The sequence below is a fragment of the Salmonella sp. K21076 genome (assembly GCF_039650795.1).
Taxonomy (GTDB): domain Bacteria; phylum Pseudomonadota; class Gammaproteobacteria; order Enterobacterales; family Enterobacteriaceae; genus Salmonella; species Salmonella enterica.
This window is the reverse complement of record NZ_JBCLYA010000041.1, coordinates 25,969-43,730: the sequence shown is the minus strand read 5'-3', so window position 1 is coordinate 43,730 and position 17,762 is coordinate 25,969. Positions and strand designations below refer to the sequence as shown.

Genomic DNA, 17,762 nt, shown 5'->3' with positions numbered 1-17,762 from the left:
GACCAAAGAGCGTTACAACCAGTGCCAGAACATTAACTGCAGCCATACTTTTGTTACCCATGAAACTTTTGTTCGTTCGATTGCAACGCCAAAAGAGTCAAATCCGGTTCAGCCGCATCCTCATAAATTTAAACAGGTGGGTTTGCCGATTTAAATGGCGACATAACTACATGATTTAAAACTATACTTTTCTATAAGTTGAGGTTAAATTAACAATGCCTGACGTTAGCGGGGATTTATCCCCACTCCGTAGATATGTAGTTTGTCGCTTTGCGACTGCGGACCGATTACCTGGTTGCCATGTAATCGGACGCCGACTTGTTAAGCTTTCTGGGCTAACTGGTTGTTATTTTTTATTTAGTTAGGGCCATGCGCTTGCGCTAAGAGACGTCAGGTATCTATGGAGGAACAAGTTATGGATACAAACGAACTTGGCTTAGTTAAGGCGCGTGTTGAACTGATCACCGCTATGCTCAAATGCGCAACCGCGTTTGTTGGCTTAGTTGGTGCGGTTTACGCCGTTCTTAACATGGCCTTCAACTACAACAATTTAACTCATGACAATAGAAGTTCAAAGGTGGGAAGATAAATTTGAGATTAAGCCCGGGGTTTGGGTTTATGTCCCAAGCGTTGAGGCACGTAAAGTCGGAGGGAAGATACTTCAGGCTGTCAGAAACAAGTGGATTCCGCCACTCTATTTTTACCATCTAAGAACTGGTGGGCATCTTAAAGCTGCCAGATTACACTTAAAAAGTGATTTTTTTGCCGTTGTTGATATTAAACAATTTTTTCAGTCAACGAGCCGTAGTCGTATCACCCGTGATCTAAAGAGCTACTTCACCTATTCTCAAGCGCGGGAAATCTCAACATTTTCAACTGTAAGAAACTTGTCCCATAGTCCACATAAGCATGTCCTCCCTTTTGGTTTTGTTCAATCTCCAATACTTGCAACCCTCTGCTTAGATAAAAGTTATTTTGGTAGCTTACTACGCCGATTGAACAAACATCATGATCTCAAGCTAAGTGTGTTTATGGATGATGTGATCATCTCGTCAAACAATTTGGCCCAATTACAAGCGGCTTACGACGAAGCACTAGTGGCAATGCGTAAATCTGGTTATCAAGCCAACATGAGTAAAACTCAGGCACCATCGTCAAAGATTAGCGTGTTTAATTTAACTTTGAGTAAGGGAGTTATGAAAGTCACATCTCAGAAAATGAGTGACTTCCTGATTGATTTCTATTCAAGCAATTATGAGCCGCACAGAATAGGGGTCAAAAACTACGTCGAAGCTGTTAATCCAGGGCAAGCGAAACTCTTTAAGTTGTAATTGCGATCGCATGTAGTAGCAACTGGGCTTGACTGAATGCCTGCCGCCATTTTGCCGCCACTACCAAAGAAAAAAGGGCTACGCTTTCACGTAACCCCTTGATTTATTTGGTGGAGCTGGCGGGAGTTGAACCCGCGTCCGAAATTCCTACATCCTCGGTACTACATGCTTAGTCAGTCTTTACATTCGCCTGGCACCTGCGGACGGACACGCCACTACCAGACTAGCCTGATTCGTTTTAACGCTTCAACCCCAGGCAGGGCATCCGCGCGATCTCTTTTGGGTTTGACCTCTCTTGATCCCCGTCCTAAGAGCGGAGGCTAGGGAGAGAGGGCTCTAAGCAGGTTATTAAGCTGCTAAAGCGTAGGTTTCGTCGTTTGCGACTATTTTTTTGCGGCTTTTTACGAGGCCAACCGCCCCTCGGCATGCACCTTGGGTTTCGCAAATCCCGTCGAATCCAGAATCAGCCCCAATGTGTAAGGTAAGTATAACAGACTTGTGACACGCGTGACCAGCCCCCGTATCTTCTTATCTTCAGCGATTTACCGCTCGCGCAGCGCTTCTTTCGCGCGATTAAACGGTTTGATTAAATAGTCGACAATGGTTTTTTCACCGGTTTTGATATCCACCGTGGCGATCATGCCTGGAACAATCGAAAAACGGCGTCCTGATTTATTTTGTAGATAGTCCTGGTGGGTGCGGATAAACACGCGATAGTAGAAAATTTCCGGTTTCACTTTATCCTGAATGGTATCCGGTGAAATGGTCTCCACCACGCCGTCAAGCCCGCCGTAAATGGCGTAATCGTAAGCAGTAATTTTAACCAATGCGCGTTGGCCGGGATGAATAAAGGCGATATCACGCGGCGAAAGGCGGGTTTCAATCAACAGACGATCGTCTACCGGCACTATCTCCATCATCTCACCGTTAGGCGGGATCACGCCGCCAATCGTCGTGACCTGGATATTTTTAACAATGCCGCGTACCGGCGAACGTATGGTAAGGCGGGTGACGGAATCCTCGCGTCCTTTTAAAATGGCGGAGAGCATATCGACCTCAGCGTTCGCTTTTGATAACGCTTCGCGTGCCTGCACATAATATTGTGAGCGCAGATCGGTAATTTTTAAGCCTAAATCGCTTTTTTGTCGTTGCAGGCGTAGCACTTCAACATGACTGGCCGCGCCGCTTTTCTCCAGCCGCTGGGTAATGGTCAGCTCTTTATTAACCGACGCCAGCGCATCCCGTAGCTCGGCTTCGGTATCGGCCAGCTGCGCGCGGCGGCTTTTATAGAGACGCGTCTCTGCGGCAATCAGATCCGGCCAGCCGTTCAGCTCAGCGGGGAAGGCGAGAGGTAAGTCGCTGACTTCCGCGGTTAACCGTGCGCTGGAGGCGAGTGAAGCGCGATATTTTGCCGCACTTTCACCAACATTGGACGCCAGACGCGTCGGATCAAGCTGGGCGACAATCTGGTTAGCCTGAACTCTGTCGCCTTCCCGCACCGTCAACTGCGCCAGAATGCCGCCATCCAGCGACTGCAGAACCTGTTCGCGTGAACTGGGGATTACTTTCCCGTTGCCGGTGGAAACCTCATCCAGTCGGCCAAACCACGCCCAGATGCCGAGAATGAGAAATAACAGTGAGCAGATCAGAACAATACGACCCGCGCCGGAAAACGCCCGTTCACGCTGAATATCGAAATCGTCCATCGCGGCATCATGCTGATTGATTTTCATTTTTCTACTCCCGACGGTGACTTTGCATCCGATCCGCGTTAAGCGCCTGCGCTTTTGGCGCGTCCATCACCAGTTGTCCTTCTTTCAGGACAACGACACGCTCAACCAGCTCCAGTATTGGTACCCGGTGCGTTGCGACGACCAGGGTACGGTTGCCAAGCCACTGATGTAACCGCTGAATAAACTCTCGTTCCGTATGCTCGTCCAGCGAGGCGCTGGGTTCGTCAAGTAGCACAATATTGGGGGAGCGCAGCAGCATTCTCGCCAGCAACAGGGACTGACGCTGCCCGCCGGACAGGCCGTTACCACCCTCCATAATGGGATGATCCAACCCTTTTGCCAGCCGCCTGACGAAGACGGCGCCGCCGCTGACTTCGAGCGCGTCAAAAATCTGTTCATCGTTGGCGTGCGGCGCGCCGAGCGTCAGGTTCTCTCGTAGGGTGCCGAAGAAAAGCCGCGCGTTCTGGCTAAGAAAGCCGATGTTGCGGCGTAAATCCGCCATATCGATGTGCGACAAGCTGAGATTATCAAGCCGGGCATCTCCCTGAATCATCTCCAGGCCGCCCGCCATCGCCTGTAAAAGTGTGGATTTACCCGCACCGTTACGCCCCAGTATCGCAATCCGCTCGCCTGGCATGATCTCCAGACGCACGAGGCGCAGCGGTATGCGTTGATCGTCGTTATGGTAACGAAACTGAGCGTTTTCAAAGAGGTAATGCCCGTGGAGGATGTCGCGGTGTATCAGGCTATCGTCATGCTGTGTCTCAGTGGGCAGTTGCATAATGTTGTCGAGACCCATCTTCGCCGCTTTCACCTGCTGCCAGCGCGCCAGCACGCCGCACAGGTTAGCCATTGGCGCGATCATCCGTGAGCCGAGCATCGACGCGGCGACCACGGCGCCGGTAGTCATACTGCCTTCAATGACCATCGGCGCGCCGAACATAATCACTGCGGCATACACCAGACTTTGTACCGACATCCCCCAACTGATAAGCCTTTGCGTGAGTTTGCGGGTGCGTAGACCCGACTCGCCGGTAATACGGATATAGCTATTCCACTGCTGAAGAAAGCGGTTCTCCGCCTGCATCAGTTTAATATCTTCCAGCCCCTGAACGCTTTCGACCAAGACCGCATTGCGTAGCGTCGCTTCGTGGGCGGCCTGGTTGGCGAGGACAGCCAGTTTTTTTTGCAGTGCGACGCCCGGCAGGATCATCAGCAGAGCCGCCACGGGCGCTATCCATGCCAGCGGTGGGGCAATAATCGCCAAGACTATCATAAACAGGAAAAAGAAAGGCAGATCGACAATGGTCGCCAGCGTTGAAGAGGTAATCATCTCGCGGATCTGCTCCAGTTCACGTAACTGCGAGATAAAACTGCCGGTGGAACGGGGGATAGCGCTGTTGCGCAGCCTTAACGCATGACCGAATACCCGATCGGAAATGCGCATATCGGCGCGTTTACCGAGCACGTCCATAATGTGCGTACGCGCTTCACGCAGCAGAAAACCGAACAGCACCGCTACCAGCACGCCGAAGGAGAGCACGTACAGGGTAGGATATGACTGAGCGGGGATCACCCGATCGTAAACCTGCATAGAGAACACAATCCCGGCCAGAGACAGCACGTTAATCAGAAAGGCGGCGACCATTACCGGTAAATAAGGGCGAATATCCTGCAGAACCAGCTCGCGCATCCAGTCGGGTTTAAAGCGGGAGATATAGCGGTCGACGCGGCTATCCTTGAGCGCCGATAGCGGGCGTAGCGCGGCAACATAGAGGATCTCCGGCAATAACTCGCTGAGCGTCAGGCGGTTACGCTGACCCTCTTCTTCAATCACAAAAACGTCTACCGCATCTTCGCCATTAACATGTTCGATGACCAATAACTGCCCGTCCCGGAGCTCGACAACCAACGGCAATCGCCACTGACTAAATGCCGTTTTGTCTATGTCCGGCGCATGAAAGGATAAACCCGCCTGCCGCGCGAGCTGCGTTAAGGCGGTCGTTCTGCTTTTACCCCTAAACCACGGGGCGTTGGCCTGAATTGAACCGGGAGAACAGGCAACGCGATAATGACCGGCGACATGGCTGATGGCCTGCGCCCATTGGCTTAGCGCGCGCTCACTGAGTACCTCTTCTACATCGGGGGCGGCGCGGGTCATGGCTGGATCTCCACGGATTGAATGCTGCGATGATTTAACGCGAACGCCTGACGAAGCGCGCCGGTGTTATACAGATAGTTCAGTTGTAACTGATGCAACTGGCTTTCCGTTTGCAGTTCGGCAAAACGCGCCTGGTAAACCTCCTGCTCCGCATTAAGCACGTCGAGCAACGGGCGGGAACCGAGGTCAAGGTATTGCTGCTGATACAGTTCGCGCGTGCGTTCGCTAAGCTGCTGTTGCCGACGAAGGATTTGTAACGCGCTGGCAAGACTCATTGCCTGGCTGCGCGCCTCCATCAGTTTCTGGCGGACATCAAGCCGGGTGCGCTGAATGGTCGACTGAGCCGCGTCTACCGCATGGCTGGCGGCGTTGCGTCGGGCAGTCAGCCCTCCGCCCTGATAAAGCGGCATCTCAACTTTCACCCAGGTGGAATACTGGGTTTTATCCAGCACTTCATGACTGGGATATTTGTCATTAAGATAATGTTGTACAGAAGGTTCGAGCGAAATCGTCGGCGTCATTTGCGCACTGGCATAGTCCAGATTCGCCCGCGCAACGTTGGCCTGCGCCCAGGCGGCCAGTACCGCGGGCACCAGCCGATCTTCGGGCGTCGCTGTCTCACAGCTGCGAGCGAGTTTCGCCGGGAAGTCATTATTGATGCCGTTAAGCGAATTCCAGCCCAGCCAGCTCATCAGTGAGGCTTTCGCACTGTCGAGATTGGCCTGATACTGCGCCAGTTGCGAGCGGGCGGATTCGATTCTGGCTTCGGTTTGCACCACGTCAGATAGCGACGTAGCGCCTTCATCGCTGCGCTGCCGGATAAGTTTACCGATGCTGTCCAGCGCGACGAGCTGTTCTTCCGCCGCTTCTACCATTTGCTGCCAGCTCTGCGTTTGTACAATGGCGTTGGCGGTTTCGTGCGCGACGGTATCAATACTGAGCAACACGTTGGCCTGTTGCTGTGCTGCGCCTGCGGTTTCGGCGCGAACCTGGCTTGCCACTTTGCCGAAGTCATAAAGCATTTGCGATACCGACAGCACCAGCGAGGGGCTATACCCGTGATCGGTGTAGGTATTGCTGTACCCATTGTTCACGCCAGCGCTGACTTGCGGATAATATTTCGATTTGGCGACCTCTATTTGTTCATTCTGTGCGAGCAGTTTGCCGACGGCTTCGCGAATAGAAGGATGCCAGTTAACGGCGCGATTGACCGCGTCATTGAGCGTCAGGTTGCCCGGCGCGGCGGCGCTGAGCGGCAACTCAGCGGCGGAGCCATCCAGCGAAGGAAGCATCTGGTCCGTTGCTAATCCTTCGGATGTAATCATTGGCAGCGCTTCTGCGCCCCGGGGCTGGTGATGAAACAAAGCAAATGCCAGTACGATGGCGACAGGCGCGACTCTTCCCATAGTTTATCCCTTTTAAATATCACCGCTTGTTGCCCCGAACGTCGTGGCGTTCGGGGCTTTTTATCAACCGCCGGTTATCAGGTGGTTGTTCTGCAACAGATCATTTAGCGTGAGCTGCACATTCTCCAAAGTGACAAGGTCAGTTGATTTAAACGCGCTGCCGGCGCCGTCGCGATCGACGGATATCACCGTATTGGCGCCGCTGGTATGAACCTGAACAAAGTTACCTAGCGTCGCCGCCTGGTGATCCCAGCCGGTCAGCAGTTCGTGGATATCGATCTTGTCGCCCTGCGCGGTGGAGAAGTTTTGCCAGCGATCGGCGCCGTTGCCGCCGGTCGCGTCCGCGCCGTTTAACAGGTGATAAATCAGCGTATCGCCATAGGCGGAGCCGATAAGAACATCGTTTTGGTTGGTACTGACGATTTGCGGCGCCATATCAATGGTCAATGTGGCGCTATCCGTATGACCTATCTTGTCATCCAGTTGATAGGTAAAGACCTCTTTACTGGTGATGGACGACATCGCGACGCCATTATTCAGGGTGTAGGTGTAAGCGCCATCGAGGTTAATTTGCAATGTGCCGTAATGTCCCTGAATCGTGGCGCTGGTGGTATTCGCCGCGGCGTCCAGCGTGGCGGCGCTGCCGTTATACCCGCTAATGCTCAGGCGAGTATTCACCGTATTAAGCTGATCCATCGCCCCCGCCGCGTCGCTGCCGTCAAAAATATTGCCGAGAACGGTATGCGTTCCGGACGTTTCAAAATTATCCAGATCGACGGTGGTGCCGATGACGCGTGGCGTGATTGTCGCCGCCCCGGCCAGGGTATTGGTGCCGGTAAAGTTAAGCGTGTACGTTCCGGCATCCAGCTCCAGGCCGCTCAGGTTGACGGTCACCGTCGCGCTGCCCAGCGTGATATTCGCCACCGGGACGGTTCCGTTGCGTATGACGGTTCCGTTCTCCTGAATGGCCCAGCTAATATTCAGATTGCCCAGCGTAATGAGCGTGGAGACATCAAAGACCAGTGACGCGCCTTTAAGTACGGTGCCCGTTGCAACGTCAAAGGTGCCGCTCCCGCTGCCCGATTTGCCGAGTAGCCCCCAACTGGCGCTGCCGACGCTGGAGTCCAGCCAGGCAGCGGTATCCTGAAGCGTGGCGACGCTAAGGGTATCGCTGACATCATTAATCGCATCCAGCGCCCTGGCGGTTGGCGTGATATTGAGCGAGGCCGTATCGGTATCGCCGTTTGGCGCTTTGAGCGTATAGATAAAGCTGTCCGGCGTTTTAATGCTGTCGGCGCCGACGCCGTTCTTCAGCGTGTAGGTATAGTTGCCTCTTGCGTCAATGATGAGCGAGCCATACAGCCCATTTACCTCCGTCGTGCCGGTCGCCGCAATCGCCACGCCGTTTACTTCAGTGAGGAGGGCGTCCGTAGGGGCGACATCATTGGTCAGTACGTTGCCGGTGGTGTTGGCGGTGATACTGTCAACGGCATAGGTGTGGTCCTGGGAAATCGCCAACGTATAGCCAGTGAGGACGCTAATGCCGCTGGCGGTATTCAGCACGAACAAGTATTCGCCGCCAGGCAACGTCAGGGTCAGCGGCTGGGACTGTCCGGCTAACAGCAGGGTGTTAATCCAGCCCTTTTGCACCCGGAACTGCTCATATTGTTGAATGGCATCGTTGAAGCGATAAACGTACAGATCGAACGTGGAAACCAGTGAGACGCCGCCGACGGTTCCCTGTAACGTCATGGTTCGCGTAGCGCCTTCTTCAACGTTAAAGATGATCGGATTAGTCATATCATCAAGCAGATTCGCGTTCAGTACATTACCAAGTCCGACGCTTAATACCGTGACGCCGCTTTGTGTCGAGGGGCCGTTGTTGACGTAGCTAACGTGAGTATCAAAGACCAGCGAGGCGTTATTGTCTGTCGCTATCACGCTGCCCGGTACAGGCGCGGGACCCAAATTAATAACCAGTTGCGCGGCGCTGCTACCGACGCCATTCTGGGTGATGGTGTAGGTGAAGCTCTCTTTATGTCCGTATCCCGCCGTGGGCTTAGTCAGCGTGTAGGTGTAACTGCCATCCTGATTAATGTGCAGCGTGCCGTATTGCCCCAGGATATCCACGCCGCCCGCGCCGACCGGCGTACTGACGCCGTTGGCGTTGGTGATGGCGGTGACCGTGGTGCCCGTCGGCGCGGTATCATCAGCCATGACGTTGCCGGTACTGATGGTTGGCCCGCTAATAATACCTGCGCTGGTCTGGTGTACATCGACATCCAGGCTGGTATATGACCCGGTGGCGAGCAGACTGGTGTTATAAGTGAGTACCCGGTACTGGCCTTCGCCCAGTCCGTTCAGGTTCAGGGTAACGCCGCTCCCGGTCAGGGTAAGCAAATTCGCGAAGTCGCCAACGGCGGTGTTGACGATCGTCGTCCAGGTGCCGAGGCTGGTGTCATAGCGCTGTACCACTATCTCCTGAGTGCTGAGCAGCGAAAGCACGATTCCCGTTGCGGCGGCATCGATGGTGACGTCGCCCGTACCACCTTCAGCAATGGTGAACTCAACCTGAGCGGTATCGTTACCCAAAACCGAGGCGACATTGCCAAGCGCGCCAACCAGCAGCAGGCCGTAATCCGAATAGTTTTGCGTGCTGGTGACGGCGGTAGAGGTCAGATCAAGACTGGTTATGTTATCCCTTGCCGCCAGCGGCAGAATCGGCGCGGTAATGCCTAACGTGCCGGAGGCGTTACCCGCAGCGTCAGTGGCCGTCACGTTAATGAGTTGACCTTCAATTTGTTTTGTCGGCAAGGTGAGAGACCATGCGCCGTTGCTGCCGGCGGTGGTGGTGAGCGTCACGCCCCCCGCCAGCGTTACGGTTACGGTGCTGTTTGCCTCAGCCTGTCCGGAAAGTGAACCGCCATCGGCGCTGAGCGTACCTGACGGCGTACCGGGCGCCAGCGTATCGACAATCACCGTCGCGGCGGTGGAGACGCTGCCTGTACCGTTGGCGTTAGTTGCGGTAGCGGTGAAGGCGTGGCTGCCTTCGGTCAAATTGCCTGTCGGGGTAAAGCTCCAGTTCCCGCTGGCGTTCGCCGTGGTGGTGCCGAGCAGCGCCCCGTTGTTATAAATGCTCACCGTGGCGCCCGCCTGAGCGGTACCATTCAATGTGGGTTGTGCGTCATTAGTGACCGGACCGTTGGCGATAGCGCCGGTATAAATACCCACATCATCCACTACGTTGGTGATGATCGGCGCTTCCGGCACGCGCGTATCGGGCGCGGTAAATCCGGCGGCAATGCCAGTGTTGCCTGCTTTATCCTGGGCAAATGCCAGTAGCGGCTGACCATTGGTCTGCGCGGGCGTGAGTGTGGCGGTGAAGCTGCCCGTACCGTCGGCGGTGGCGGTTCCCAGTACCACACCAGTCTCAGAGGTAATCGTCACTGTGCTGCCTGCTTCCGCGGTGCCCGTCACCCGATTACCGGTAGCATTGATGACTAGGTTACCGGGCGCGCCGGGCGCAATGGTATCCACGATAATCGTTGTCGATGGCGAAGCGGCGCTAACGTTGCCAGCCGCATCGGCGGCGCTAACGCTATAGGCATGACTTCCCTGGCCGAGCGAGGCGGTTGGCGTCCAGCTCCAGTTGCCGCTGGCATTGGCGTTCACGGTCGTGACCAGCGCGCCATTATCGAAGATACTTACCGCGCTGTTGGCTTCCGCGGTACCGTTGAGCGTCGGCTGTGTGTCATTGGTCGATTGTCCATTGCCAATGGCGCCGGTATTGTTCGGGACATCATCAACGATGCTGGTTATAAGCGGAACCGTTGGCGCAAGGGTATCGACCACGATAGTAAAACCGCTGGTGGCCGGGCTAACGTTGCCTGCTGGGTCGGTGGCGGTCACTGTTAATGTGCGCGTGCCGTCGTTTAACCCTGTCGTCGGCGTGAAGCTCCATGCGCCGCTAGCGTTAGCCGAGGTGACGCCAAGCAGAGTGTCGCCATCATAGATACTGACCACGCTGCCCGCTTCGGCAGTGCCGTTCAGCGTGGGGCGGTTATCATTGGTTATCTGACCATTAGCGAGATTTCCTGTGACCCCGCCCGCGACGTCATCCACCACGGACGTCAGGATTGGCGTTTGCGGCGCGGTGGTATCGACCGTCAGGGTGAAAGCCGTACTGTTCGGGCTGCTGTTTCCTGCGGCATCGGTGGCGACGGCGGTGATGACGTGCGTTCCGCTTGCCAACGTTGAGGTGGAGACGCTCCACGCGCCGTCAGGCTGAGCCGTTGTCGTGCCAATGACCGTACCATTTTCATAGAGCGTGATCGTGGCGCCGGCTTCTGCGGTGCCGCTGAAGGTTGGCGTAGGATCGTTGGTATTTTGGCCGTTCGCGATCGTGCCGAGGCCTGGCGCCTGATCGTCACTGACTGATGTGATTACCGGCGTCAGCGGCGGCGTGGTATCGACGACGAAATTAACGCTGTCCGAAACGGGGCTGGCGTTGCCTGCGGCATCAACGGCAATGACGGTAATTACATGGTTGCCCGTCGCCAGCGAGGCGTCGGGCGTGTAGCGCCAGCTACTGCTATTGTCGGCGGGAATTTCAGCCAGCAGCGTGCCGTTATCGTAGAGACGAATAGTTGTGTTGGCTTCACGGGTGCCGCTAATGACAGGGCGCGCCTCGTCTGTGATCTGCCCTGAACTCAGATTGCCGGTAATGGGGCCCGTACCGTCGTAGACCGTATCAATAACAGGCGCGGCGGGAGCCGTGGTATCAATAGTAAACGAGCGTATTTCGGACGCGGCGCTGGTATTGCCTGCCGCATCGGTTGCTGTCGCCGTCAGGTTCCAGACGCCCGCGCCCAGCGAGGTAGACGGTGTAAAGCTCCAGCTACCGTTGGCCTGAACTTGCGCCGTGCCGACCAGCGCGCTGCCATTATAAATCGAGATGGTTGTACCCGCCTCACCGGTACCCGAGAGTGTTGGTCGGGTTTCGTTCGTCGAGCCGCCGTTGGGGACGATGCCCGTTACCGGCGCCGTATTATCTGCCACGCTGGCGATAACCGGCGCGGCGGGCGGTGTGGTGTCAATCGTCAGCACAAATCCGCTGGACACCGCGCTGCTATTACCCGCCGGATCGGTGGCGCTAAGGGTGAACGTGTGGCTACCGTTTGCAAGCGGCGTCTGCGGCGTGAAACTCCACGTGCCGTCGCTATTCACCGTCGTGGTACCGATGGACGCGGGATTACCGTCAAGATAGACATTAATCGTCGCGCCTGCCTCTCCGCGCCCGTTCAGGGTGGGCGTCGCATCGTTCGTTAGCTGCCCGCTAACCAGGTTGCCGGTAATACCGGGCTGGTCATCCACAACGGAGGTGAGAACCGGGATCGCCGGAGGCGTAATATCGACCACGATCGTCCACGGCGCGGAGACCGCGCTGGTATTGCCCGCCGGATCGGTAGCGCTAACCGTCAGATTATGGCTTCCCTCTGACAAATTGCGGGGCACCGGGAAGGTCCAGCTACCGTTTTCGCCTACCTGAGCCGTGCCAAGCGGCGTACCGTTATCAAAAATGGTGATTGTCGCGCCAGGTTCGCCAGTTCCGTTCAGTATTGGCTGCCGATCGTCGGTGGATTGCCCCGGTAACACCGGGACGGTCGGTTGATTGTTATCGTCAATCACGGAGGTGATAACCGGCACATCTGGTGCCTGCGCGTCAATGTTCAGCGTAAAACCATCCGAAAGCTGACCGCTATTGCCGGCGGGATCGGTCGCCACGGCGGTAAAGATGTGTGCGTTGCTCTCCAGCGGCGTGTTCGGGGTGAAGCGCCAGTTGCCGCTTTGATCTACCGTAGCGGAACCGATTTCTACGCCGTTATCCAGAATGCGGATTGTGGCGCCTGCTTCTCCCGTTCCGTTGAGCGTCGGGCGTGAATCATTGGTGAGCGCGCCGTTATCCAGCGTACCGGTCATGCCGGGGACATCATCCGTTGCGCTGGTAATAACCGGTTGTGCCGGCGCGCTAAGATCGACAGTGATCCCGACCGGTGCGGACAGGCCGCCCGGGCCATTCGCATTGGTTGCCTGGACGGTGAAGTAATGTGTGCTTTCGCTTAATGGCGTCGCGATCTCAAAGATCCAGTTCCCGCTGGCGTCAACGGTGGCAAAGCCTGCCGAATCGCCATCAATGAAAACTTCAACGGTAGAGCCGATATCCGTGGTGCCGCGCAGCGTCGGCATGGTGTCGTCCGTGGCGCCGCCCGCTGCAATATTCCCCTGTATGCTCCCGACATCATCTTCAATCGCCGTGATGGCCGGGACGGCGGGCAGACCGCTGTCGGAAGCAGGAAAATTCGTAGCCGGGCCGTTATTCCCCGCGCGATCGATAGCAATTGCCGTCAGCGTACCGCCATCGGTTTGCGCCGGACTGAGCGTGACGACAAATTCACCGGTGCCATTAGCGACAGCGCTGCCGACCAGGGTGCCATCGGCATGATGAATTTCAACGGTAGCGTAAGGATCGGCAAGTCCGGCGACGCGCGTGCCATCATCGGCCACCGTCTGGATCGTTGGCGCGGGCGGGGCGGTGATATCCACGGTAATGGTGATCGGTTGGGTTTGCGCCGTGGTATTTCCAGCATCGTCAGTCGCGCTGAAGGTTAGCGCATGGCTGGCTTCTGACAATTCGGACGTATTGAATGTCCAGACCCCGTCGGTAACGAGCGCCGTCCCGATTGCCACGCCATTGTCGTAAATCGTGACGGTGCTGCCGTTTTCGCCGCTGCCGTTAATAGTCAGCGTCCGATCGTTAGTAAAGGCGCCATCGGTTAATGGCCCGGTCACTGGTGCAACATCGTCGAGGATCTCATTGACGACGGGCGGCTGCAACGGAACGGTGTCGACGGTGAAGGTAAAGCTGTTCGATACGCCGCTGCTGTTTCCGGCGGCATCGGCGGCAATGGCGGTCAGGGTGTAGACGCCATCCGGCAACGCGCTGGTCACCGGCAGCGTCCAGGTACCGGTCTCATCGACGGTGACTACGCCCACGACACTACTGCCATTATAGAGCGTGATCACGCTGCCGATGTCGCCAGTGCCGTGAATGACCGGTGTATTGTCGTCAGTGGTTGCGCCGCTGACAATAGTATCCTGGACTTCGCCGACGTTATCTTCGGCAAAAGTGATAACCGGATTGGCGGGCGCAGTGGTGTCTAGCGTAAAAGTGACTGAGGCGGAAGGTGGACTGATATTGCCCGCTATATCGGTTTCCGTGACGGTAATGGTATAGGTTTCTGGCGTCAGTGCCGCAGGCGTAAAGTTCCAGCTACCGTTATCGCCTACCGTTGTGCGACCAATTTCACTGCCATTATTGTAGAGAATTATCGTGCTGCCGATCTCTCCCGTGCCGCTGAAGGTCGGCGTGGTATCGTTCGTTGCGCCATTATTGCCGATGTTGCCGATAACCGGCGCGACGTTATCGCTGATTAGCGGCGCGTCAGGCTGCGCTGGAGGCTGGGTATCAAGGGTAACGGAGAAAACGCCGGAGGTCGGGCTACTATTGCCTGCGGCATCCGTGGCGGTGGCCGTCAGGATGTTTAACCCTTCGCTCAGATTACGGGTTAGCGGATAGGTCCAGCTACCCTGTGGATTGACCTGGACGGTAGCCAGTTCTACGCCGTTATTGTACAGGGTGATGATGGCGCCGGGTTCGCCGGTGCCGCTGAGGGTCGGCATACGCTGATTGGTAATACTGCCGTTTGCCAGTAGCACCTCGCCTTCTCCGCCTGTGATGGCGGCTGACACGATCTGCGGCGCATCCGGCGCCTGGGTATCGATGCGTAGGGTAAAGCTGATGGATTCCGGACTTTCGTTCCCCGCCGGACTGGCATTGCCTTTAGCGTCGGTTGCGATTACGGTCAGTCGATGCGCGCCTTCACCTAAATTTTGCGACGGCGTAAACGTCCAGCCGCCGTTGGGCTGTAGCGTGGCGAGCCCCAGCGAAACGCCGTTATCAAAAATTTCGACACGCGCGCCAGCCTCCGCCGTACCGCTAAGGGTGGGGCGGTTGTCATTGGTGGTTTGTCCGTTAACCAGCGGCCCGGTGAAGCTTTCAACATCGTCCAGCACCTGGGTGATAATGGGCTTATCCGGGGCGGTGATATCGGGCGCTTGCGCTGTAGTTGGCGGGCTGACGTTGTTGGCGCTGTCGGTGGCGGTGACGGTAACCTGTTCGCCGTTGGTCTGTGCGGGGGCGAGGGGAAGGGTAAAATGACCTTCGCCATCTGCTTTGCCGCTGCCGAGCGGCGTGCCGTCCGGCGTGGTGATCGTAATGGAGCTACCCGGTTCGGCGGTGCCGCTGATACTGGCGCCATCCTCACTAATTACCACGTTTTTCGGCATTTCTGGCGCGGTACTGTCCGGCGCGTCGACCGTCGCGGCGGCGCTTTCGTTGTTCGCTATATCGGTGGCGGTAGCGATAAGCGCCTGGCCGTTAGTCTGCGCCGCATTCAGCGGAACGATAAATTGTCCGTTGCCGTTAGCGACGGCGCTGCCAAGTACGGTATTGCTACTGTCGCGGATAGTGACCGTTGCCCCGGCTTCCGCCTGACCGCTTACGGACAGACCGTCGGTCGCCACGATAAGACCGTTCGGTGCCGCAGGCGCAGTTTTATCCGGCGCGTTCAGCGTTTCTACCGGACCGCTATTCGCGGCTTTATCGGTAACGCTAATGCTTAATGTTTCACCGTTAATTTTCGCCGGGCTAATACCTATTGAGAAGGTGCCGTCGTCGCCTGCCGTTCCACTCCCGAGCGTATTTCCCAGGCTATCTTTGATAACCACAGTGCTGCCAGCTTCCGTAGTGCCGGTGAGTCTGTCGCCGACGTCGCTAACTGCCAGGCCTTCCAGCACCGGCGGCTGCGTGTCGATATCAATGGTAAAGGCGACGGACTGCCCGCTAGTGCCGCGATCGTTGGTCGCGGTAGCGGTAAAGACATGGTCGCCATCGGCAAGCGCCAGCGAGGGGGTAAAGCTCCATTTGCCGTCAGCGTCAGCGACAATGGGCGGAAAGCTCGGAACAGGAAAGCCATTATCGTTAATCGATATCGTACTGCCTGGTTCAGCAGTACCGCTGAGGGTTGGGCGGTTATCATCTGTGGCATCGCCATTTTTCAACAGCCCGGTAACGGCGCCAGCGTCATCCGTCACGGTAAGGATAGTCGGCTGGGCAGGATACTGTGAGTCAGAAGCGGTAAACTCTGTGGCGGGGCCGATGTTACCGACGGCGTCCTGAATACGCGCTTCCAGACGCTCGCCGTGGGTCTGGGCCGGATTCAGCGTGATGCTGAAGTGGTTATTTTCTCCGGTAATCGTGGAGCCCAGGTAATTTCCCGCCGGGTCATAGATCGACACGGTACTGCCAGCTTCAGCGGTGCCGCTAACGGTTGTGCCGTCTTTCGCGACATTATCAATGATAGCGGCGTCCGGCGGCGTGGTGTCCACAATGATAGTAGGCGTTGTCGTCACGCGGCTTGCGTTTCCGGCTTTGTCGCTCTGTTCGACGGTAAAGGTATGTTCGCCATCGCTTAACGGCGTAGTCGGCGTAAAGGTCCAGCGTCCATTTTCGTCTACGGTAGCGCTGCCGATAACGGTTGAACCCTCTTTAATCGTGATGGTATTGCCTGCCTCTCCCTGCCCGGAAAATAGCGGTTTTGCCTCGTCAGTCCGGTCATTATTCTGTAGCGGTCCGGTGAGCAAACCGGTGTTATCGGCCATCAGTTCAACGCGTGGAGCATCGGGGCTGAGTGTGTCGATAGTCAGCGTAAAGCGGGCTGATTCGCTACTTTCGCCTTTAACGTTAGTCGCAATGGCGGTGAAATGATTTTCCCCATCCGCTAGCGCGCTGGTAATGGCAAAATGCCAGTTTCCGCTGGTATCAACTGTTGTTGAGCCTATTTCCTGACCATTGGCGTAAATATGGATGACTGTGCCTGCGCTGCCGGTGCCCTCCAGAGTGGGGGTATTGTCGTTCGTAAACTGATTATTGCTCAGCGTGCCGGTGAGGGGAGCGGCATCATCGATAGCGGCGGTGATAACCGGTGTATCGGGGAGAGGAATGTTGGGCGCATCAATGGTTGCGGATGGGCCGGTATTGCCGGCATCGTCAGTCGCAGTCACGGTAAGTTGTTCGCCGCTAATCTGTGGCGCTGTCAGATCAATACTAAATTTACCGTCGCTATCCGCTTTGCCCTCGCCAACGACGTTGCCTGAGGGATCTTTGATGGTAATGAGACTGCCCGCTTCGGCCTCGCCGCTCACCGTTTTTCCGTCCGCTGAAATCAATAATTCGCCGGGAGCGAGAGGCGGGGTAGTATCTACAGGATTACTGCTACCTGGAGTATTGCCGTTAGGGTTACTGCCGCCGGGATTGCTGTTATCAGGGGGATTACCGTCAGGATTGGTGTTATCGGGGGGCGGATTATCGCCATCCGAATGATGGTGGGAATCGCCGCCGCCGGAAGACGCGATAGCGGCAATGCCGCCAGCCGCCACCGCGCCAGCCAGTACCCACGGCCAAACGGCGCCGCCTGCTTCATGGGAAGCGCCGGAAGTGACCAGCAGCTCATTAATATCAGCGATTTGTTCAAAATGTAGCCCGGCTTGCGGATTTTCCACCCACCATAACGTGCCATCGTTTTCCGCCAGTACCAGCTGGCTTGCGCCCAGATCGTTGGTAACGTAAAAGTTTTTAATCGTGATCGTTTCGCCGGAATGGAGCCTCACCACCAGATCCTGATTAATGCGCGTAAGTTGACTAATTTCATCCCGGGCCACTGATAATTTAACAATTGAAGGCGCGTTAAGAGTGACCGCTGAGGATTCCAGAGTGGTGGAGACGCCAGTCAATTTCGAAACCACGGCGAGTAGACGCATAAATTAGCTCCTGATGGATTTGCTCTGTGTATTAATTAACGGGCACGACGTTCAGGGCAAAATGCGTAGACGAGCCTTCCCGTTTATCGTGAGAGATGAATTTCCGTAGCCATATTCTTTTTTATGAGCGTAGGTGAAGGTCTGGTTTTCTCGTCGAATAACCATTTGTTTTTTGTGCCTGACTAGTGCTTTC

General features: G+C 56.1%; 7 protein-coding genes and 1 other RNA gene. 3 read left to right on the top strand and 5 right to left on the bottom strand.

Annotated features, from left to right (window positions below; genetic code table 11):
* From AAYN39_RS11130 to AAYN39_RS11120, 3 genes are all read left to right on the top strand, one after another.
* A partial coding sequence (locus tag AAYN39_RS11130; RefSeq protein WP_061388660.1) for an ogr/Delta-like zinc finger family protein occupies positions 1-154 on the top strand: 154 nt, incomplete at its 5' end.
* Between the two features lie 261 nt (positions 155-415).
* Positions 416-589: a hypothetical protein gene (locus AAYN39_RS11125; protein ID WP_000380485.1), complete on the top strand. Its 174-nt coding sequence runs from the start codon at positions 416-418 to the stop codon at positions 587-589.
* Positions 558-1,331 (top strand): reverse transcriptase domain-containing protein, encoded by a 774-nt coding sequence (locus AAYN39_RS11120; RefSeq protein ID WP_000151542.1) that lies wholly within the window; start codon positions 558-560, stop codon positions 1,329-1,331. Before AAYN39_RS11125 ends, AAYN39_RS11120 begins: the two co-directional genes overlap by 32 nt.
* Before the next feature lie 108 nt (positions 1,332-1,439).
* On the opposite strand, the gene ssrA is transcribed toward AAYN39_RS11120, so the two are convergent.
* From ssrA to AAYN39_RS11095, 5 genes are all read right to left on the bottom strand, one after another.
* Positions 1,440-1,802: a transfer-messenger RNA gene (ssrA, locus tag AAYN39_RS11115) on the bottom strand.
* A gap of 71 nt (positions 1,803-1,873) precedes the next feature.
* Complete coding sequence (locus AAYN39_RS11110; protein ID WP_010989217.1) at positions 1,874-3,037, bottom strand: HlyD family type I secretion periplasmic adaptor subunit; 1,164 nt, start codon at positions 3,035-3,037, stop codon at positions 1,874-1,876.
* A gap of 31 nt (positions 3,038-3,068) precedes the next feature.
* Positions 3,069-5,225 (bottom strand): type I secretion system permease/ATPase, encoded by a 2,157-nt coding sequence (locus tag AAYN39_RS11105; protein ID WP_000196137.1) that lies wholly within the window; start codon positions 5,223-5,225, stop codon positions 3,069-3,071.
* A complete protein-coding gene (locus tag AAYN39_RS11100) occupies positions 5,222-6,631 on the bottom strand; it encodes a TolC family outer membrane protein (RefSeq protein ID WP_000533850.1) in 1,410 nt (469 codons plus the stop codon). The genes AAYN39_RS11105 and AAYN39_RS11100 overlap by 4 nt, the downstream gene beginning before the upstream one ends.
* Positions 6,632-6,694: 63 nt before the next feature.
* Positions 6,695-17,569 (bottom strand): Ig-like domain repeat protein, encoded by a 10,875-nt coding sequence (locus AAYN39_RS11095; protein WP_001237649.1) that lies wholly within the window; start codon positions 17,567-17,569, stop codon positions 6,695-6,697.
* Between the last annotated feature and the right edge of the window lie 193 nt (positions 17,570-17,762).